This is a genomic window from Candidatus Tumulicola sp. (assembly GCA_036490475.1).
In the GTDB taxonomy this organism is placed as follows: Bacteria; Vulcanimicrobiota; Vulcanimicrobiia; order Vulcanimicrobiales; family Vulcanimicrobiaceae; genus Tumulicola.
The window spans coordinates 1,086,431-1,105,928 of sequence record DASXDT010000006.1; the positions used below are offsets into that span (position 1 = coordinate 1,086,431).

Sequence of the window (19,498 nt, forward strand, 5' to 3'; positions counted from 1 at the left end):
CGTGCCATTCGCTAGGCGAATCGTCGGTGGATGATCGTCTATCTCAACGGTGCGTTCGGTATCGGAAAGACCACCGTTGCAAGGCTGCTAATGGCGAGGATTCCGGAGGCGATTCTCTTCGATCCGGAATTGATCGGGAGCGTCGTAACCGAAACGCTCGGCAGTCTCGACCCCAAGAGCGATTTCCAACAGTACGAGTCCTGGAGCGAACTCGTTGGGGCATGTTTACGATCGTTTCGAAACGCGTATCCTCGCTCGACGATCGTGGTCCCGATGAGTCTATCGAACGAGCGCATCCGAGATCGAACGATCGCGGCGATGCGCGAGGCCGATGCGGATTTCTGTCCGTTTACGCTGGTGGCCAACACGGAAGAGCTAGAGCGGCGAATATATGGGCGTGAGTGTTCCGACGCGTCGCGTGCGTGGTGTTTGCAACACGTGGCCGCCGCTCCGAAGCCGCAGGCCGGCGACGAGACCGTTATCGATACCACCGCGCTCGCCCCGGAAGCAGTCGCCGATCGGATCCTCGACGCCATCGCCAAACGGGGCTGATAGAAATGTTCCGCAAGAGCATGGGCGATCGCTAAGGAGTAGATTCAGCTCGAGCGTTCGTACTCTTGTCGTCCTCTTGAGTGGTCCAGTCTAGCCAGTCGTCGATTAGCGGTGGATGCGTAGCATTCTGCAACGGCAAAAATACGGCGTTTATAACGAGTACCAACGGCAATAGCATTCGATAAAAATACATTGCAAAAGTCGGTCGCGCCACGACGAACCGTGATGCAATCAATAGGGTTACGGTGAAAACCGCTGCGATTGCCAGCCCCGAACACACCTGGAGGAGATACGTTCGACGACTCCACGTCGAGCGATACGCCGCCGTCGTGAAGGAAGACCACCACTTCGGTCGCGTGCGATTGAGAAGCGCACACAACCCGAAAGTGACGATAAGGGAAACCACGATCGGTATCGACCCGATGAGATTTTCACGCACAACGATCTCATTAGACGAGCGATGTTTAGCTCCTCGCTGCCGCTACGGCAAGAGCATGGGGCGAACGTCGAACGTGAAGCCGTCGCTCGTAACCTCGATTGCGCCGTTTTGGTCGGTGCGATAGATCGTAGCGCCGGCTTGCTGGAGCGCTTCGATCGTGGACTGTGCCGGATGGCCGAAAAGATTGTGGCGTCCGACTGAGATGAGTGCGTACGTCGGCCGCACTGCTTCGAGAAACGCAGGTGTCGAGCTATATGCTGAGCCGTGGTGGCCGACCTTGAGAATCGCGCATCGTAGGTCGACATCTTCGCGCAGAAAGCGCTGCTCGGCGATTGCGCCGGCATCGCCGGTAAAGAGCATACAAAACGTACCGTATCGCAGCGTGAACGCCAGCGAGTTTTCGTTGATGTTGTTCTTGGTGTTCGCAACCAATGGCAACGACGGGCCGATGAACTGGATCCGCACGCCGTCATCGGTCGACCACGACGACCCGGAGCGGGGCAACAGGATCGGAATCGATTTTGCGCGCGCGGTGGCGACCGCGTCGCGATAGGCGTGCCCGCCGTAGGACTGTCCGCTGTCGATGATCTCGTCGACGCCAATGCGTCGCAGGATCGGAGCGGCGCCGCCGGCGTGATCGCCGTGTGGATGTGAAATCGCCAATACATCGAGCCGGTGGATGCCTCGTCGAAGCAAGAACGGGACGACCGTTCGTTCGCCGACGCGTTCGGCGATCGAATCGCCGGCCGGCCCTCCACGTTCCAGCCGGCCGCCGGCATCGATCGCGATCGCGTGGCCGCGCGGGGTCTGGACGACGATAGAGTCGGCCTGTCCGACGTCGAGCATGGTGATGTGCAATCGCATATCTGTTGTGCGCGGCGGCCACAGTACGAACGTTGCCGACGCGAGTAGGAGCAGGATTGCGCCCGCGGCGGCACCGCGTCGCGCGAGGATCGGCGCGAACACGATCGTCGCGTCATACAGACCGATGCACCAGGCGGGCGGCGGCGTCATCGGCAGGCTCGACCCCGGCAGCGACGCGACGGTGCGAACGACGCCGAGCATCCATTCGAGTAGCCAATTATCGAGATTGGCCAACGCTTGCGCCAGCGGTTCGGACCAGGCGACGGCTAGCTGCGATGCGGCGAGTCCCATCGTAACCGCGACACACGGCACGACGGCGACGTTGGCGGCGATCGCATACGGCGAAAACTGCAAGAAGACCGCGGCGCCGAGCGGCCACGTTCCCAGTTGCGTTGCGATCGACAGCACGAGCGCTTCGCGAACGCGTGCGGGCAACGCGACGTGCGACTCGAGCCAATGCTCGATCGGCGAAGCGCACGCAAAAATCGCACCGACGCACGAGAACGACAACGCGAACGATGCGGTTGCGACGCTCGCAGGTCGAAACGCGCAAATGCCGATCGCTGCCAATGCCAATGCGTTCCAAGATAGGGACGCCCGGCCGCAAGCGCGCGCGGCCAATACCGCGGTAGCCATGCATGCGGCGCGAACCGACGGTAGTTGCGCGCCGCTCCACACCACGAACAGCCACGCAGCCGCGATAGCGATCGCGCACGTCGCTGCACGCGGCAAAGCGAATGCGGTGAGTAACGCGACGACTAGTGCGACCACGGCGCCTAAATGCAGTCCCGCCGTAACGAGCACGTGCACGGTTCCGGTTTCCTGAAATTCGGCTTTCAGGTTCGGTGGTAATTCCGAGCGTTCGCCCCACAGTTCGCCCGCAAGAACGGTCGCTTGCGGTTCTCCAAGCCGAGCGGCCAGCTGTTGATGCGCCCACCGATGCACCCGTGCGAGCAGCACGCGCCAGTCGCTTCCATCTCCGGGAGCTTGCGACACGATATGCGCCGTCTCGAGACGCGCGTCGAAACCGCGTTCGTGTTGGATCGCCCGCTCCGACGGCTCGCCTGGATTGCGCGGACCGTCGAACTCGGCAAGCCGGCCGAGCACCACGACGTGCGATCCGATCGGCGGAATGGGCGTTGGCAAAGCAGCCAGCAGACGCGGCCCGGCGTCGACCTGTAGCACCGCATCTTGGCCGGCGACATCGATGACGGTCGCGGCATAGCGCTGCGTTCGCAGCTCGATTGTTTCCGTTGCTGCCGGTTCGCCTCGGATCGCACCGTTGAGCACCGCCAAAGTGACGACCGCCAGTAGCGCCCACATCAGGCCTCGATTTGGTCGGGCGAGTCTCGCGGCCAGCAAGAACGCGCCGGCGATCGACGCCGCCGCGCACACGCGATCCGTGGGCGACAGCGCTTGCGTCGACGCAAGCGTCGACGCGACGGCTACGGCGGCGCACGCCACCAGTGCGTACGGCTGCACGCTCGTCTATCGCGACGTACGCCCGCGCGGCTAGTGCGGCCCAACGTGTCGCAGGCGCAGCCTTGGAGCATGAGAAGATACGCGATGTGAAACAGCTATTTGTGGCGATCGTCCTGGTGGCGCTCTGCGCGTGCTCGAATTCCTCGAATACATCGAGTTTCTCGCCGGCATCGCAACTCGCCGGAGCGGTACGCCGTGCCACTGCGACAGCATACGTTGCTGAAGTGTGCGAGCGTAAGAACGAGAAGTGTCCGTTTCCGAAAGGCCTGGTCGAAACGCTCGACGGTACGACCATTACCGACGGGATTTTCGATCCGTGGTCGCTCGCGTTCGACGCAAGCGGCGATCTGTATGCGGGCAACCAGAGCGGTACCAGTCCCAGCGGCTTCGTCACCGAATACGCATCCGGAAGTGCGTCGCCGTCCCGAACCATCGACCTGGGCTGGACGCCGCACGGCCTGGCGGTCGACGCTTCGAACGATCTGTACGTCGTTGGCAACGCCAAAGCCGGATGCTGCGGTTTTCAGGGGTTCGGCGCTGCGTACGGGCCTAGCGGAAAGAAGCGATTGCAGAAGCTCACCGGCGTTGCGAGTTTCCCAGGCCGCCCGGCGATCGACTCACAAGGCAATCTGTACGTACCAAACTTCGATACGTTTCCCGGCGACGTCGTCGTGTACGCACCGGGCGCGAACAAGCCGACGCGCGCGATTCAAAACGGTATCGGCTTTCCGAAAGTGCTGGCGTTCGATTCATCCGGAAACCTCTACGTACTCAACAACACGTTTCAGTTCGGCTCGAACGTAACCGTGTACGCGGCTGGAACCGGCACGTTGATTCGCACCATTTCGAAAGGTATGAAAAGTGCCTATACGATGGCGCTCGATTCGCACGACAACGTCTACGTTGCGAACGACGCGGCAAGGGGCGTAACGAATCAAGTGTTCGTCTATGCGGCCGGCACGACGACCTTACTGCGATCGATCGTGAATGGCGTGAAATATCCGGTGGGGCTCGCTTTCGATGCAAGCGGTAATCTGTACGTCGCAAACGCGCCGAAACGTGGAGCGACGGTAACCGTCTATCCGCCGGGTGCGTCGGACCCGTCGAAAACCTACAAGCTGCGAGAGTCGCCGACGGCGATCGTCGTTCCGCCGGGCGAATAACGCAACGGTCGTAGGACGTTCGGACTAGTCTCTTCGGAATAAAGTCCGGTTGGCAGAGGGGGGCGCAGGCAACCGTCAAAACCTCGGCCCGTCATAAGGAGAATCCATGCGGATCATCGTTACCGGCGGCGCCGGTTTTATCGGCTCGCACGTCATCGCAGCATATCGCGAACTTGGCCACGAGGTGCTCGTGGTCGATTCGTTGTGGGATCACGGTGGGGGAAAACGTGAAAACGTGCCCGACGGCGTCGAGTTCGTACACATGGACATACGCGATAAGGCGTTGGCCGGCGTGTTCGATCGTTTCAAACCGGACGTCATCAATCATCACGCTGCGCAGCACTCCGTTGCGATCTCGTCGCGCGATCCTATGTACGACGCCGACGTGAACATCGTTGGTTTGTTGAACGTATTGGAGAACGCGTCGCGCACCGGCGTGAAGAAGGCGATTTTCGCTTCGAGCGGCGCGACCTTTGGCAATCCGCCGTCGCTGCCGATCAACGATGAGACGCCGCAACGGCCGACCTCGCCGTACGGCATCAGCAAAATGATCGCGGAACATTATCTGCGATTCTACAAAGCCGAGCGCGGCATGGATTTTACGGCGTTACGCTACGGCAACGTGTACGGACCGCGCCAGGACGCCAGTGGCGAGGCAGGCGTGATCGCAATCTTCATAGGCGCGTTCTTACGCAATGAGGGAGTGCGGATCGATTCCGACGGCGAGCAGACTCGCGACTACGTATACGCCGGCGACGTCGCGCGTGCCAACGTGGCGGCGCTCGAACGTGGCGGCGGTGAATGCTATGCGATCGGCACCGGCGTCAAAACCAGCGTCAATCAGCTGCATAAAAACCTCGTGGCCATCACGGGCTTCGATGCGCCGGTGACCCGCGCGCCGAGACGTCCGGGCGACGCTCGCGACGCACAGTTCGATTCCTCGCGTGCGGCCGTGGAATTAGCTTGGACCCCACAGACGCAGCTCGACGAAGGCATGCGTCTGACCTACGACTACTTCAAGAAGGCGAAGTAAAGGCGTCGGGCGTCCGGACGTGTTCCGGGCGTACCCCCATGCCGATCAGCCTCGCCGGTAATCCGCGCAAGCGGGGAAATGCCTCGAATAAACGCATCGCGAGCGGCGGCCGGTCGATCGTCGCCGTTCCGCCGATTATCGGCGCGATTGCGTGCTCTTGCACGAACACCTGGAACGCTTGCGTCACTTTGGTCGGAAACATTCGTCGCACTTGAATCCGTTCGAGCGCCGGGCCGGTGTCTTCTCCGGCCAATAGCGGCGCGGCCAGCGCGTTGGCCGAGGCCACCGCATCTTGGATTGCCAGATTGATGCCGACGCCACCGATCGGCGACATCGCGTGCGCCGCGTCGCCGATGCACAGCAAGCCGGGGCGATACCACTTTTCGAGCCGGTCGACACGCACTTCGAGCAGCGAAACTTTCGACCAATCGTCAATTTCTTTTACTCGGTCTTCCAACTGCGGTACCGCGTCGACGATATCGCGCTGCAGTGCCTCGATGCCGGCAGCCTTGAGTTGATCGAACGTTCCCTTCGGGATCAAGAACGCACACTGCCAGTATTCGTTACGGTCGATCGTAACGAGAATGCGGCCGTCGCGCATCGACCCGAGCGGCTGCACGGGATCGCCGGCACGCTTGGTGATACGCATCCACAACACGTCCATCGGCGCGCCGAGGTTTTCTACAGCCATCCCGGCTCGCTCGCGCATCGTCGAGTGGCGTCCGTCGGTGCCGACGACGAGTTTCGCGTCGATGGTCGCGCTGCCGTCGTCGTCGCTCGCAATTACGCCCGTTACGCGACCGTTCTGCACGACGATATCGGTGCCGTTAGTTTTCATCAACAGACGAAAGGTCGGATAACGTTTGCCGCGTTCGGCGAGAAAATTGAGGAAATCCCACTGCGGCATCAGAGCGATAAATTTACAGTGCGTCGGTAAGCGAGTAAAATCGCCGACCTCCACATACTCACCGTTGATTCTCGCGCCGACACGTTCCAGTTGGTCGTGCGGTAGTTTCAGGAAATCGTCGAGCCAGCCGAGCTCGTACAATAGTTCCAACGTAGACGGATGAATCGTGTCGCCGCGAAAATCGCGAAAGAAATCCGGATACTTCTCAAGCACCGTCACGTCGACGCCGGCCCGCGCCAACAAGACGCCCAGCATCATGCCACACGGGCCTCCGCCCACGATCGCACAGGTCGTCGTTATCGGTTTCATCCCACCACCAAGTTCAACAGTTTGCCTGGAACGAAAATCTGCTTTCGAAGCGTGCGGTTTTCCAACTGCGAGCGCACCGCCTGCTGCTCCATTGCCAACGCCAAGGCGTCCTCGGCGGTGACGTCGGGTGCTACCGAAACGCGCGCTCGGACTTTTCCGTTTACTTGGATCACCAGTTCGATTCGCGCGACGGCGAGAGCGCGGTCGTCGGGCTGCAGAAAGCGCTCCAAGTGGACAGACGTTCCATGGCCCGTCCGCTCCCAGAGTTCCTCGGCTATATGCGGAGCGAAGGGCGCGAGCAGAATCGGCAGCGCGTGCGCGGCATACGCGGTGGCCGGCGAGTCGAGCCGGTCGCGAACCGCTGCCGTGAGTGCGTTCACCAACTCGTCGAGCTTGGCGATCGTGGCGTTGTAATGAAATCGCCGGCTGAACGTTTCATCGACCGCCGACTTAGCGGCGATGTGGACGGCACGGACGAGTGCCCGGTCTTCGTCGCTCGACATGGCGGGCAGATCGCCATTACCGGCATGCGGACGTCCGAAGAGCGGCTCGCACGCGCGCCAGACGCGATTGAGGAACCGGACGCGCCCGCTGATGCCTTCGTCGGTCCACTCGGCCGTATCTTCGGGCGGCGTGACATACAACAAGAAGAGCCGCATCGCGTCGACGCCATACGTGCTCGCGGTCTCGTCGACGCCGACCACGTTTCCGCGCGATTTCGACATCTTCTCGCCGTTCGACAGCACCATACCCTGATGAAAAAGCCGTTCGAACGGTTCGTCGCTCCCGCCGACCCATCCGCAGTCGTGAAAAAACATGTAGAAGAATCGCGCGTACAGCAAGTGCAGCACCGTGTGTTCTGCGCCGCCGATGTATTGATCGACGTTCATCCAGGTGTCGGCGTCGCTACGTTCCCAGGGAGCGACCGTGTCGTGCGGGCTAAGATAGCGCAGATAGTACCAAGACGACTCGAAGAATGTATCCATCGTGTCGGTTTCGCGGCGCGCCGGGCCGCCGCAGCGCGGGCAGGTCGTGTTTACGAACGACTCCATGCGCGACAGCGGCGCGCCTTCACCGTCGAGCGGTGCACCTGGCGGAAGCAGTACCGGCAGCGCATCGTCGGGCACCGGAACCTCGCCGCACGCGTCGCAGTACACGATTGGAATCGGCGTGCCCCAATAGCGTTGGCGCGACACCAGCCAATCGCGTATGCGCGTGGTGACGGTTACCTGTCCGGTGCCGCGTTGCTCGAGATCTGCCGCCATGGCCGCGCGCGCCTGTAAACTGCTCAGGCCGTCGTACTTTCCGCTGTCGAACAAACGCCCATCATCGGTGAACGCTTGGCCGGCTGGGGCGCTCGCATCGTCGAGGGGTTCGATGACCGTCACCACCGGCAAGTCGTATGTTTTCGCGAACTCGGAGTCGCGTTGATCGTGCGCCGGAACGCCCATCACCGCGCCGGTCCCGTAGTCGGCCAGCACGTAATTCGTGACGTAGATCGGAACGCGACCGGCGGACAGCGGATTGATCGCGTACGCACCGGTGAAGACGCCTTCTTTTTGCATCAGGCTCGTACGCTCGAGTTCGGTCTTTGCCGAGATGCGTTCGGCGAACGCCGACACCGCTTCGCTGCGTGCCGCCGGCACGATCGTCTCGAATCGCGCGACCAGCGGGTGCTCGGGCGCGATCGCCAAAAACGTAACGCCGAACGCCGTGTCGACACGCGTGGTGAACACCGGGATCGTTTCGTCCAGGCCGTCCACCGCGAATTCGAAACGAACGCCTTCGCTGCGGCCGATCCAGTTGCGTTGCATCGTTTTCGTGCGCTCGGGCCATCCGTCGAGCCGGTCGAGATTCGACAGCAGGCGGTCGGAGTAGTTGGTGATTTTCAAAAACCACTGCGACAGGTTCCGCCGTTCGACCAAATGCTCGCAACGCCAGCAGCGTCCGTCGACGACTTGCTCGTTGGCGAGCACGGTCTTGTCGTTGGGGCACCAATTGACCGGAGCTTCGCGCTTATATGCGAGCCCGCGCTCGTACAGACGCAAGAACAGCCATTGATTCCAGCGATAGTAGTCGGGAAAACACGTTGCGAATTCGCGCGACCAATCGTAACCGGTGCCCATCAGACGAATCTGGCGCTGCATGTTGGCGATGTTTTCGGCCGTCCAACTCGCCGGGTCGACGCCGCGAGAGATGGCTGCGTTCTCGGCGGGCAAACCGAACGCGTCGAATCCCATCGGATGCAGCACGTCGAAGCCGCTCATGCGCATCATTCGCGCGATCGCATCGCCGAACGAATAGTTCTTGGCGTGTCCGACGTGCAAGTCGCCCGACGGATAGGGCAACATCTCGAGCACGTAGGACTTCGGCCGCCCATCGGAGCGCGCACGATACGTCGCGTCCAGCTCCCATCGCTCGCGCCATTTTGGTTCTACGTTGCGAAAATCGTACGCTTCGGCCATCGCACGACATCGTACACGCAAGCAACGCGGGCGGTCTACCTTTCCGGTCGGAGAACGGCGCGTGATGGTACTGCGTGCTGAAAAAACTGGGTCTGGGCATGGTCGCGATCGTCGTTATGGCCGCACTGCTATGGCATCCGCCGCCTCGCCCGGCATGGACCGCAGCGTCGCCGTCGCCGCTCGCATCGTCGCGATCTCCCGAGTCGCGCCGAACGGCCGCGTCTGCGGCTTCGGTGGTATACGTTGCCGGAGCGGTCGTGCGGCCAGGGTTGTACGCGTTGCGCGACGGTGCGCGGGCGGCCGAAGCGGTAGCCCGTGCCGGAGGCTTGCGAACCGATGCCGATTCGGCCAGCGTCAATCTCGCGCAGCGAGTTTCCGACGGTGACGAGGTCGACGTGGCGGTCCTGGGGGAGCGTCCGGCCCGAAGCCGCTCGCGAACGTCAGGCTCGCGGTTCCGACGGTCGCGGTCGGCTCACACGCGATCCGGACGGTCGCGTCGCGACGACGATGCATCGCCCTCGAATGACGCATCGACGGAATCGCCGGTCGACGTCAATGCGGCGGATGCGGCTGCATTATCGGCCGTTCCGGGAATCGGGCGTTCGATCGCCGGTCGAATTGTCGAACTACGCGAGCGAACCGGTCCGTTCGCAACGTTGGACGAGTTGCTGGACGTCGCGGGCATGACGCAATCGCGACTCGAGCGAGCCCGTCCATATTTGCACGAACCGTAAGGGTTGCTTTTTCCACCGGCGAAGTTCGATACATGGCGTTCGAGCTGAGCGACAAAGTAACGCTCCCGCAGCTCGTTCGAGCGGCGCTCGCGACGCCGCGCCCCAACGCGATGACCGAACGTGTCGACGGCGTATGGACTTCGACTTCGAGCAACGACGTGCTGCGCCGGATCGAAGACCTCGCGTGCGCTATACGCTCCGCCGGTCTATCCGCCGGCGATCGAGTCGCGTTGATCGCGCATAACAGTGTCGATTGGTTGGTCGCCGACTTCGCAACGGTATTTGCCGGATGCGTCGTGGTGCCGGTCTATCCGACGCAAGCCCTCGACCACACCGCGCACATTCTGGGCCACTCCGGTGCAAAGCTCGCATTCGTCGACTCACAAGCGACGCGCGAACGCGTCGAATCGAGCGGTGCCGAGGTCGCGCGAATTGTCGTGTTCGACGATGTCGGTGTGAACGGTTTAGGGGCGTTCGAAGGGGCCGGCCGCGCGATTCGCGATGCCAACCCGGCGCTGCCCGGCGCGTACGAGGCTGCGCTGCATCCCGACGATCTCGCGATTATCGCGTACACCTCGGGAACGACCGGGGATCCGAAAGGCGTGATGCTGTCGCACGACAACGTCGGATTCGACGCTCGTTCGGCGGCGCGTTCCGCGTTGTCGGAGTTACGCGTGGACTCGCCCGCGCTCTCGGTGCTTCCGTTTTCGCATATCTACGAGCATACGATCGCATACGTGTACGCAGCGGCGCGCGTTGCACACTACATCTGTCACGAGCCCGAGCAAATGCCGGCCGACGTACGTGACGTGCGCCCCGAAATCATGACCGCGGTGCCTCGTATTTTCGATCGCCTGCTCTCGGCCGTTGCCGAGCGAGCGCTTTCGACCGGCGGCCTGCAAGCCAAACTCATCCCCTGGGCGCTCAAGATCGGCCGGCGATACGCTCGAGCCGAAACGTTTGATGGCGGTGCCGGTCCCGGGCTGCGCCTTCGCTACGCGGTCGCGAATTCGCTAGTGTTGCGCAAGCTGCGCGTGCGGTTGGGGCTCGACCGGTTACGGTTTTTCGTGAGTGGAAGCGCGGCACTTCACGTCGACACCGCGATGACGTTCTTAGGTATGGGTTTGCCCATCATGCAAGGGTACGGGCTGACGGAAGCCTCGCCGGTGGTCGCTGCCAGCCGCTTCACCAATAATCGGTACGGCTGCGCCGGACAAGCGATCGAAGGCGTCGAGTTGCGGGCCGACGCAGACGGAGAAATTCTCACGCGCGGCCGGCATGTGATGCAGGGGTACTATCGCGACCGGGAAGCGACTGCGGCAGTCATTCGCGACGGCTGGCTGCACACGGGCGACATCGGCACAGTGGATGCGAACGGATTTCTGCACATCACCGATCGCAAACGCGAGATTTTCAAGACGGATGCCGGCAAGTGGGTTTCCCCCGCGCGGGTCGAGTCGGCCATCAAACGCTCGCCGCTGGTGCGACAGGCGATGGTCGTCGGCGATGGGAGGCCGTACCCGAGTGCGCTCATCTGCCCGAACTGGGAGTTGGTGCGGCTAACGATCGGCGCCGATCCGCTCGAACCCGGAGGTCGCCTCGCCCGGCGCTCCGACGTCCTCGAACTGCTACGCTCTGCGGTCGCAAAGCAAACGTCGGAGTTAGCCGCCTACGAGCGAATCCGCCGCATCGTCGTCGTTCCGGACGAATTTAGCGTCGCGGGCGGCGAACTGTCGCCCGCCATGAAAATCAAACGCCGGTCGGTCGAGTCCCGCTACGCTAGCCAGATCGAAACAATGTATGACAACCCCGCCGGTGTAGCCACCGCCTGATGCCGTTTATCGCCATCGTCCATCTTCGCGAGTTGCAGTGCCCGGAATGCAGCCTCCCGATCGCCGAGGCCGGTGCGCGATCGTTCGTCGTCGGCACCGACGGCGCTCCGGTCTGGTTCGCCGAAGCGGATATGCCTTCAGAACTCGCAGTCGATGTTGCATGCGAAAATGGCCATCCGGTACGCTTGCTACTGCCCAACGAAGTTGGCGCCGAGGAGGCCGCAAACGTACCCGAGGGTGCTCCGTTTGCACCCGACGCCGTGTTGGAATCGGGCCTCACAGAGCCGGACACGGTGCTTTGATATAACTTTGACCGTTTCGAGCAGGCAGAGTGAAAGGGTGCGGGCATCCCGGCAGTAAGTAGTTCGTCCAACCGCCTCTCCGTGGAGGTTTCCTTGAGTTTTCGCTATCGACCATTGCGAGCGCTGTTGCTCGCCGGGTTTCTATCGTCCGCAATCGTCCCGTCAGGGGCGCAGGCTGCGCCGCCGCCGCCGATCCCGAAGCTGACTGCCGACGCCGTCACGCATCAGACGTTACAGCTCAACGGCCGGACGTACGCCTATACGGCGCGCGCCGGCACGATTACGCTACGCAACGAGACCGACCAACCGACCGCTCGTGTGTTTTACACGGCGTTCACGCTGGACGGGTCGGAGTCGACGCATCGTCCGGTTACGTTTTTGTATAACGGAGGACCGGGCAGTTCGACGATTTGGCTCCGCATGGGCTCGTTCGCGCCGATGCGGGTACAGACGGCCGACGGGACGACGACCGCCGGGCCGCCCTTCACGCTTTCGCCCAACAAGTTCAGTTTGATCGATAAGACCGACTTGGTGTTCATCGATATGCCGGGAAGCGGTTACGGCCGCATCATCGGTGCCGGAACGCCGAAAGACTTCTGGGGTGTCGATCAGGACGCCAACGCGTTCGCGCAGTTCATTCAACGCTACGTTACCAACTTCAATCGTTGGAATTCGCCGAAATTCTTATTCGGCGAATCGTACGGAACGACGCGTTCGGCCGTATTGTCTAACATTCTGGCACAAAAGGGCATCGCGCTTAACGGTATCGTGCTGCTGTCGTCGTTCCTGAACCCGATGGTCGATTACAACGACGGCGCACCGATCGGTGGTGGCGACTGGGCCTACGTGCTCTACTTGCCGACCGAAACCGCAACGGCGTGGTATCACGGCGCGCTCGGTCGCGGCGTGCCGCTCAACTCGCTGCTTTCGGAAGTGAAGTCGTTCGCACTTGGCGAGTACCTCGACGGGCTCGCGCAGGGTTCGCGCCTCGATCAAGGGCGCTTCAACGATATCGTCGCTAAGCTGCACCGGTACACCGGGCTCAGCGAACAATATATTCGTAACTCGAATCTGCGTATTCCGTACGACCGGTTCGAAAACGAGTTGTTGCGCAGCCGCGGGCTCACCGTCGGGCGCCTCGACGGACGTTTCCAGACCTACGTTCTGGACCGTCCGGAGATCTCTCCCGACTGGGATGCGACCGATTCGGCGATCGACGGCGCGTTTATCGCAACCGGCAACTACTATTTGCAGCAAGTGCTCAAGTATAACCCTCCGTTGCTCTACCGGTCGGAGATCTACGACCTGATCTATTCCGATGGAAACAGTTGGGATTTCAAGCACGGCAACAATCCGCAAGACTTTAACGTCGCGCCCGATCTGGCACAAACCATGACGCTGGAGCCGCGAATGAAAGTCTTTTCGGCGAACGGCTACTTCGATTTCGCGACCCCGTTCTTCGCGACGCAGTACGTGCTGAGCCACCTGTACCTGGCGCCGGCGCTGCAACGCAACATCAGCTACGGATTCTACGAATCGGGTCATATGGTGTATCTCCATCCGGCCGCACTGGCAAAGTTCCACGCCGACTTGGAACGCTGGTACGCTCAGGTGCTTCGTTAACGTGGAAAGACGATACGTGCTAATCAATCGCTTTGCTCTCGCGTTCGCCGCTCTCGCGATGGGGTTTGCGGGCGCTTCACTGCCGGCCGCGGCCGCAGGTCCCCCGGCCGCCGCAGCGCCGGTCGGCCCGCCGCCCGAGGGCGGTTTCCCGGATTCCGTAACGCAACAATCGATTACGCTCGCGGGACGCGCCTATCCGTATACCGCGCGCGCCGGAACGATCACGTTGCAAAGCCAACAAGGACAGCCGGCGTGCCGGATGTTCTTCACCGCCTTTACGCTCGACGGCACCAATCCTAGCACGAGACCGGTCACGTTTTTGTATAATGGCGGGCCGGGAAGCTCGACGATTTGGCTGCGCATGGGTTCGTTCGGTCCGATGCGCGTCGCGATCGGCGACGCCGCCCAGGGTTCGAATGCGCCGTTTCATCTGGTCGAAAATCAGAATACGTTGCTGGATCGCACCGACTTGGTTTTCGTCGATGCACCCGGCACGGGTTTCAGCCGCCTGATCAACGGCGCAAAACCGTCCGATTTTTATGGCGTCGATCAAGATATGCGCGCGTTCACGCAGTTCGTTTCGCGCTATATCAGTACGTACAACCGCTGGAACTCGCCGAAATTTTTGTTCGGCGAATCGTACGGCACGCCGCGTTCGGCCGTGCTCGTCAACAATCTTCAACAGGCCGGCATCGGGATCAACGGCGTCGTGCTGCTTTCGTCGGTACTCGACTTTGGCTTAGATTGGGACATCAATTTTTCGCCGACCGCAATCGGCGGCGGCGATTGGGCGTTCCCGCTGTATCTGCCGACCGAAGCCGCCTCGTCGTGGTATCACAATGCATTGCCGGGACCGCAAACGACGCTCGCGCAGCTGTTGCCGCAAGTCGAGCAGTTCGCGATGGGCGAATATCTCAACGCGCTGGCGCAAGGTGCGAATCTGTCGCCGTCGACCTACAACGACGTCGTCGCCAAACTGCATGCGTACACAGGGTTATCGGAGCAGTATATTCGCGCCTCGAATCTGCGCATTCCATACTCGCGCTATTCCACCGAGTTGCTTCGCAACACGGGGCAGACGTTGGGACGCTACGATGCTCGTTACACGTCGTACGCGCTCGATCGCATCGCCGATCAACCTGAGTTCGACGCGACGGATTCGGCCATCGATGCCGCGTTTGTCGGCGGCGGTAACTTCTTCATGCGCTCGATGCTGCGTTACAATCCGCCGATGGAGTACCTGCCGGTCGCGTACGGCATCAACCGCCAGTGGGATTGGAAGCACGGCGGCGCCGTCCCGACCAACACGGCGCAAGACCTCGCGCACGCGATGGTCTTCAATCCGGGTTTACGGATCTTTTCGGCCAACGGCTACTACGATTTTGCGACGCCGTTCTTCGGGACGGTCTACACGCTGAATCATCTGAGTCTTCCGCCGGAACTGCAGAGCAACATCAGCTACGGATTCTACGAATCCGGGCACATGGTGTACCTCCATCCGCAAGCGCTGCAGCAGTTCCACGACGATCTCGAACGGTGGTACGCCGACGTTCTCAAACAGTAAACGGTAACTCGTACGGATACACAAAGGGCGCCGGGAAACCGGCGCCCTTTGCAATTCGCTCGCAAGCCGGCGAGGGGACTTTATGGTCCGCTGGGGTGCGAAACGAAATGCGGGTTCGCACACGGATGCGGATACGCGTTCATCACCGCGTCGAAGCGCTTTTTGACAGACGCGGGGAGGTTGGCGGGCGGCAGCGCTCCCGAATATGTCCAGCGTCCGTTACGCTCTGCGAAGTACATACCGAATTCGCCTTTCCACTCCAGCTCTGCGAGCGCGAACGAATCGACGACGATCAGATACATGATCCGGCTTCGATCGTGCGGCGGCCGGCCGAACGCAAGCGTTTCAACCATCTTCGTATCGGCGGGCGGTCCGCAATACGCCGCGAGCGCGGGTTGCGACGACAGACCCGCCATCGCAAGCGTTAGGAGCGCGCCGGTTGCCCAGCGCCGTGCGATCGTGCTACCAGCCGCCGCCGGAATCTCCGCCGCCGCCACCACCACCGAAATCGCCGCCGCCGCCTCCGCCGAAGTCACCGCCGCCGAAGCCGCCGCCACTCCAGTCGCCACCGCTGGCGCCACCCATATCGGCTTGTCCGGCGTCGCTCTGGAAGCCGCCGGCATCCGGAGCCGAACCGGAACCGCCCCAGCCGCCGCTGCTGTCACCGGTCACCGCGGTTTGGCCCGCGTCTTGCCCGGTCATAGCGCCGCCGCCGCGGTTGAACATTTCATTGCCGAGCCACGCGCCGCCGAGTCCGCCCAGCAAGCCACTCCAGAAACTGCCGCCGCCACCGAAGCCGCCACCCTGCCCGTAGCCGTAACCGGCGGGCGGAACGCCGCCCGGCGGTACCGCACCGGGCGGAACGCCCGGCGGACCGTAGCGCGGGGCCGACATGGCGCGCATAACCGATCGCAAGACTAAGAAGCCGATGCCGATGATAACGATCCACCACAGCATGGAAATATGAATGCCTCCGTTGGTCGAGCGCCGGGTCGTCGCCGGGACGGATCCGCTACCGTTCTGGGTGCGTCCGCTGGACGAAAGATGCGCGCGGTAGATATTGAGAACGCCGTCGACCGCCGACGTTACGCCGCCGTCGTAATCCTCGGCCTTGAACTGCGATTCCATCGTCGCCCGGATCGAATCGAGCGTATCGCGCGTAAACCAGCCGGCTTCGACGCCCGCCGCATCCGGCACGATGATGTCGCGGCGATCGTCGCGTGCGATGAAGATGAGGATACCGTTGACGTTCCGTTGCGTGTACGCTTGGTGCGCGGCGTCGGCCAGCGACGTACCGTTGAGCGATGCGACCGTGTCGACCACGATCTCCTTACCGGTTTGCGCGTTGAAGTTGCCGATGACGCGGTTGAGCGAAGCCACCGTGCCGGCCGACAGCATGTTTGCGCCGTCTTGCACGAAGGTTGCGGCCAGGGCGGGAAGGGCGATCGCGGCGCAGACGAGCGCACAGAGTCCGGACAAGCGTTTCATCGTGTTCCTCCTCCGGTTTGTACCGGCGGCGCGATTTGAAGTTTCAGTGGGAGATGCCGACGATGAATGCCGCACCGGCCGCACTGAGTGCGAAAAACGCGATGAATATCCACAACAGCAGCCGCTTTAGCAAGTCGCGGCGCGCCCGGCTGGCGCGCGTTTCGTGACTGGCCCGCTTCACGCTCGTTCGACGCCGGCCGGCGGGGCTTCGGCCCACAAGCGTTCGATGTTGTAGAACGACCGCTGCTCGGGCGTGAAGACGTGGACGATCACCGAACCGAGGTCTAACAAGATCCAAGTGGCGTCGGCATAGCCCTCGGTTTTGCCGGTCCTTCCACCCTCACGTTCGACCGCCTCGGTGATAGCGTCGGCGATCGCGCGGGTCTGCACGTTGGAACGTCCCGATACGATTGCGAACTGGTCGGCTAAAATAGTACGGCTCGATACCTCGAGCACTACGAAGTCCTCGCCCTTCTTATCTAGGGCCGCGTCGCGAACGACGTCGATCAACTCTCGAATGCCGTTATCTCCTCCGGATGTAATCCGAACGCACGCGCCGCTTCGTAGGTTTGCGGTGCGACCACGCGTCCGTGCGAAATCGTGTATAAGAGCCCGTGATACAAAACCGCCTTCATTCCTTCGTGCAAATCCTCCATAGCCGTGTCCCATAGCGAAGCGCGCTCGTCGAAGGTTCGGCCCGGTTCGACGCCGTCGGCGATGTATACGATGCAATCGAGCGGCGACATCGCCGCCGCCGCAAGCGTGTGGCGCGCGATAGCCGACGTGATCTCGGGGTCGCGGACACCGAACAACTCTTCGGCCAACGCGGCGCTCAGTGGGGCGTGCAGCACGATGGGGTGAGCTGCCTCGAACGCATCGATCGCGATATTGCGCGTTCGACACTCCCCCACCAAGCGGTCGGCGGTGTATAAGCGCGCTAGATCGTGCAGCATGCCCGCGACGCGCGCTTTTTCGGACGAGACGCCGTGCCGCATGGCCAGTAGCTCTGCGCTGCGTGCGACGCGCACGCAATGCGCGTAGCGATGCGCCTGGCCGACGTGTTCGCGAACGCCGCACGACAAATCGTTAAACGTCATCGCGCTGCCGCGCGGCGCGCTACCGGCAGCGAGAACGAAGCACCTGCAATCGGTTGCGATACAGGTCGCTGCGCAAGTTCCCTGCCCACATCACCAGCGCGCTCTCGTTATCGTCGCTGTAGTAGCCGCGTCGAACGGTAACGGTGGTAAAGCCGTATTTGCGATATAACTGTTGCGCCGTCGCGTTACTTTCACGCACCTCGAGCGTCATCCACGAAGCACCGCGTTCGAGCGCTTCGTCGATCAAACGCAGCAACATGACTTCGCCGAAGCGCCGTCCGCGATGATCGGGCGCAACCGCGATCGTCGTTACGTGCGAATCTTCGAGTATCGACCAGATGCCGCCGTAGGCGACGATGCGCCCGTCCAACCGTCCGACGAAATAATGCGCGAGCTTGTTCGTTGCCAGTTCGTTGGCGAACGCATCCGCGGGCCACACCGTCGAGAACGACGCGCGTTCGATTTCCAGCACCGCTGGAATATCCGGTTGCAGCATCGGTACGATGGCGAGCGCGCTGGGCGAAATTTCGTGTCCGAGTTCGGCCTTCACGAGCGGCTCCAGGGGCGTGCCGGGACCTTCGCGACGGGCAGTTCCCCGTAGTCGGCATGCAAGGCGTGTACGCTTTGCTCCGCCTCAATCGAAGCGGCGATGACGGCGATGGCGGCGGCGGGCGGAACGATGGCCGGGAGACGGGCGGAAGCCACGATACCGCGTTCGGCGAGCGCGGCAATCACGTCCTCTGGCGCACCGGCAACGACGCTCGGCGCGGAGCGGTGGGCCAGGACCTCGTCGAGCGCTTGTGCGATCGGACCGGACGCCCGGGACACGCGCGTGCCGTCACGTAGACGTAACGAAACGATGCCTGGACGCGGTGCGACGACGGTCAACACGTTGTCTTCGTTTATGCCCAATTCGAGTGCGTCGAACGACGAAACGCCGGCCAATGGCAGGTCCCATGCCTGAGCGAGAGACTTTGCGTAGGCGATCGCAATCCGCAAACCCGTGAAGGTGCCGGGGCCGATGCCGACCGCGATTCGGTCGAGCCGTTCGGGCCGCATGGCTGCGCCTTCCAACACCATGGCTACGAGGTGCAAACCGCGTTCCAACGCGACGTTGCCCGGTATGGACGCGCTGGCCCGCTCGCCTGCGTCGCCTGCGAACGCGACCGAAAACGATCCGAGCGCCCCGTCCAGTGCCAACACGTTCACGCCGGTTCGCGCACCACGATCGAACGTGGGCCATCGCCTGCGCCGTCGATCACGATTTCGAAGCGCCGCTCCGGAATCATCGAGGCGCCACGTTCCCACCATTCGACGAACGCGATACTGTCGGCCACATCGAACGCGATCTCCGCGCCGAGTTCGAATAATTCGGCGGAATTCTCGATCCGATAAAAATCGAGATGGTCGATCGGCGGCGTCCCCGGATAGCGGTTCCAGATCGTAAACGTCGGGCTGGTGACCGTTTCCTCACCGTGCAACTCCGCCACGGCCGCTCGCACGAATGCGGTCTTGCCGGCACCCAGCGGACCGCTCAGTGCGACGACGTCGCCCGGGCGCAACGAGGCCGCGAAACGGCGAGCGAATGCTTGCAGATCGGCTTCCGAGGCGGCGACGAAGACGATATCCGAGGTCATCAAACTG

General features: G+C 62.2%; 19 protein-coding genes. 8 read left to right on the forward strand and 11 right to left on the reverse strand.

Annotated elements, in window-relative coordinates; all coding sequences use genetic code 11:
* The first annotated feature begins 30 nt into the window (after positions 1 to 30).
* Positions 31 to 552, forward strand: coding sequence for an AAA family ATPase (locus VGF98_12705; GenBank protein ID HEY1682495.1), 522 nt, complete (start codon positions 31 to 33; stop codon positions 550 to 552).
* A gap of 481 nt (positions 553 to 1,033) precedes the next feature.
* Here the strand turns inward: VGF98_12705 and VGF98_12710 are convergent, their stop codons facing one another.
* The gene (locus tag VGF98_12710) at positions 1,034 to 3,337 is read right to left on the reverse strand and encodes a DNA internalization-related competence protein ComEC/Rec2 (GenBank protein ID HEY1682496.1); all 2,304 of its coding nucleotides are present in this window, start codon (positions 3,335 to 3,337) and stop codon (positions 1,034 to 1,036) included.
* A gap of 86 nt (positions 3,338 to 3,423) precedes the next feature.
* Between VGF98_12710 and VGF98_12715 the strand changes: the two genes are divergently transcribed.
* Positions 3,424 to 4,500 (forward strand): hypothetical protein, encoded by a 1,077-nt coding sequence (locus VGF98_12715; protein ID HEY1682497.1) that lies wholly within the window; start codon positions 3,424 to 3,426, stop codon positions 4,498 to 4,500.
* 106 nt (positions 4,501 to 4,606) lie between these two features.
* The gene (locus tag VGF98_12720; GenBank protein HEY1682498.1) at positions 4,607 to 5,533 is read left to right on the forward strand and encodes an NAD-dependent epimerase/dehydratase family protein; all 927 of its coding nucleotides are present in this window, start codon (positions 4,607 to 4,609) and stop codon (positions 5,531 to 5,533) included.
* Here the strand turns inward: VGF98_12720 and VGF98_12725 are convergent.
* Positions 5,517 to 6,749: an FAD-dependent oxidoreductase gene (locus tag VGF98_12725; protein HEY1682499.1), complete on the reverse strand. Its 1,233-nt coding sequence runs from the start codon at positions 6,747 to 6,749 to the stop codon at positions 5,517 to 5,519. The two genes, VGF98_12720 and VGF98_12725, sit on opposite strands and share 17 nt — an antisense overlap.
* Positions 6,746 to 9,214: a leucine--tRNA ligase gene (gene leuS, locus VGF98_12730; protein ID HEY1682500.1), complete on the reverse strand. Its 2,469-nt coding sequence runs from the start codon at positions 9,212 to 9,214 to the stop codon at positions 6,746 to 6,748. Before leuS ends, VGF98_12725 begins: the two co-directional genes overlap by 4 nt.
* Positions 9,215 to 9,288: 74 nt before the next feature.
* Between leuS and VGF98_12735 the strand changes: the two genes are divergently transcribed.
* From VGF98_12735 to VGF98_12755, 5 genes are all read left to right on the forward strand, one after another.
* Entirely contained in the window at positions 9,289 to 9,948 is a 660-nt protein-coding gene (locus VGF98_12735) for a helix-hairpin-helix domain-containing protein (GenBank protein HEY1682501.1), read from the forward strand.
* Between the two features lie 32 nt (positions 9,949 to 9,980).
* Positions 9,981 to 11,780, forward strand: a complete 1,800-nt coding sequence (locus tag VGF98_12740; protein ID HEY1682502.1) for a long-chain fatty acid--CoA ligase — start codon at positions 9,981 to 9,983, stop codon at positions 11,778 to 11,780.
* Positions 11,780 to 12,082 (forward strand): hypothetical protein, encoded by a 303-nt coding sequence (locus VGF98_12745; GenBank protein ID HEY1682503.1) that lies wholly within the window; start codon positions 11,780 to 11,782, stop codon positions 12,080 to 12,082. Before VGF98_12740 ends, VGF98_12745 begins: the two co-directional genes overlap by 1 nt.
* Positions 12,083 to 12,175: 93 nt before the next feature.
* Entirely contained in the window at positions 12,176 to 13,705 is a 1,530-nt protein-coding gene (locus VGF98_12750) for a hypothetical protein (GenBank protein ID HEY1682504.1), read from the forward strand.
* Between the two features lie 16 nt (positions 13,706 to 13,721).
* Positions 13,722 to 15,269: a hypothetical protein gene (locus VGF98_12755; protein HEY1682505.1), complete on the forward strand. Its 1,548-nt coding sequence runs from the start codon at positions 13,722 to 13,724 to the stop codon at positions 15,267 to 15,269.
* A gap of 80 nt (positions 15,270 to 15,349) precedes the next feature.
* Here VGF98_12755 and VGF98_12760 read toward each other — a convergent pair whose 3' ends face one another.
* The 8 genes from VGF98_12760 to tsaE are packed head-to-tail and all read right to left on the reverse strand — an operon-like array spanning position 15,350 to position 19,491.
* On the reverse strand, positions 15,350 to 15,766 hold the full coding sequence (locus VGF98_12760; protein ID HEY1682506.1) for a hypothetical protein: 417 nt from the start codon (positions 15,764 to 15,766) through the stop codon (positions 15,350 to 15,352).
* On the reverse strand, positions 15,732 to 16,757 hold the full coding sequence (locus tag VGF98_12765; GenBank protein ID HEY1682507.1) for a TPM domain-containing protein: 1,026 nt from the start codon (positions 16,755 to 16,757) through the stop codon (positions 15,732 to 15,734). Before VGF98_12765 ends, VGF98_12760 begins: the two co-directional genes overlap by 35 nt.
* 43 nt (positions 16,758 to 16,800) lie before the next feature.
* Positions 16,801 to 16,938 carry a hypothetical protein gene (locus tag VGF98_12770; GenBank protein ID HEY1682508.1) on the reverse strand — a complete coding sequence of 46 codons (138 nt, stop codon included), beginning with the start codon at positions 16,936 to 16,938 and terminating at the stop codon, positions 16,801 to 16,803.
* Positions 16,935 to 17,267 carry a ribosome silencing factor gene (gene rsfS / locus VGF98_12775; protein HEY1682509.1) on the reverse strand — a complete coding sequence of 111 codons (333 nt, stop codon included), beginning with the start codon at positions 17,265 to 17,267 and terminating at the stop codon, positions 16,935 to 16,937. Before rsfS ends, VGF98_12770 begins: the two co-directional genes overlap by 4 nt.
* Entirely contained in the window at positions 17,264 to 17,854 is a 591-nt protein-coding gene (gene yqeK, locus VGF98_12780) for a bis(5'-nucleosyl)-tetraphosphatase (symmetrical) YqeK (GenBank protein ID HEY1682510.1), read from the reverse strand. Before yqeK ends, rsfS begins: the two co-directional genes overlap by 4 nt.
* Positions 17,855 to 17,873: 19 nt before the next feature.
* Complete coding sequence (gene rimI, locus VGF98_12785) at positions 17,874 to 18,404, reverse strand: ribosomal protein S18-alanine N-acetyltransferase (protein ID HEY1682511.1); 531 nt, start codon at positions 18,402 to 18,404, stop codon at positions 17,874 to 17,876.
* A complete protein-coding gene (gene tsaB, locus VGF98_12790) occupies positions 18,401 to 19,063 on the reverse strand; it encodes a tRNA (adenosine(37)-N6)-threonylcarbamoyltransferase complex dimerization subunit type 1 TsaB (GenBank protein ID HEY1682512.1) in 663 nt (220 codons plus the stop codon). Before tsaB ends, rimI begins: the two co-directional genes overlap by 4 nt.
* The gene (gene tsaE, locus VGF98_12795) at positions 19,060 to 19,491 is read right to left on the reverse strand and encodes a tRNA (adenosine(37)-N6)-threonylcarbamoyltransferase complex ATPase subunit type 1 TsaE (GenBank protein HEY1682513.1); all 432 of its coding nucleotides are present in this window, start codon (positions 19,489 to 19,491) and stop codon (positions 19,060 to 19,062) included. The genes tsaB and tsaE overlap by 4 nt, the downstream gene beginning before the upstream one ends.
* Positions 19,492 to 19,498 lie beyond the last annotated feature (7 nt).

Bases quoted from the DNA above. Each gene is read 5' to 3' on its own strand.
- VGF98_12765 (HEY1682507.1), bottom strand. From the start codon at position 16,757: ATGAAACGCTTGTCCGGACTCTGTGCGCTCGTCTGCGCCGCGATCGCC.
- yqeK (HEY1682510.1), bottom strand. From the start codon at position 17,854: ATGACGTTTAACGATTTGTCGTGCGGCGTTCGCGAACACGTCGGCCAG.
- VGF98_12705 (HEY1682495.1), top strand. From the start codon at position 31: ATGATCGTCTATCTCAACGGTGCGTTCGGTATCGGAAAGACCACCGTT.
- tsaE (HEY1682513.1), bottom strand. From the start codon at position 19,491: ATGACCTCGGATATCGTCTTCGTCGCCGCCTCGGAAGCCGATCTGCAA.
- VGF98_12745 (HEY1682503.1), top strand. From the start codon at position 11,780: ATGCCGTTTATCGCCATCGTCCATCTTCGCGAGTTGCAGTGCCCGGAA.
- VGF98_12740 (HEY1682502.1), top strand. From the start codon at position 9,981: ATGGCGTTCGAGCTGAGCGACAAAGTAACGCTCCCGCAGCTCGTTCGA.
- leuS (HEY1682500.1), bottom strand. From the start codon at position 9,214: ATGGCCGAAGCGTACGATTTTCGCAACGTAGAACCAAAATGGCGCGAG.
- VGF98_12720 (HEY1682498.1), top strand. From the start codon at position 4,607: ATGCGGATCATCGTTACCGGCGGCGCCGGTTTTATCGGCTCGCACGTC.
- VGF98_12725 (HEY1682499.1), bottom strand. From the start codon at position 6,749: ATGAAACCGATAACGACGACCTGTGCGATCGTGGGCGGAGGCCCGTGT.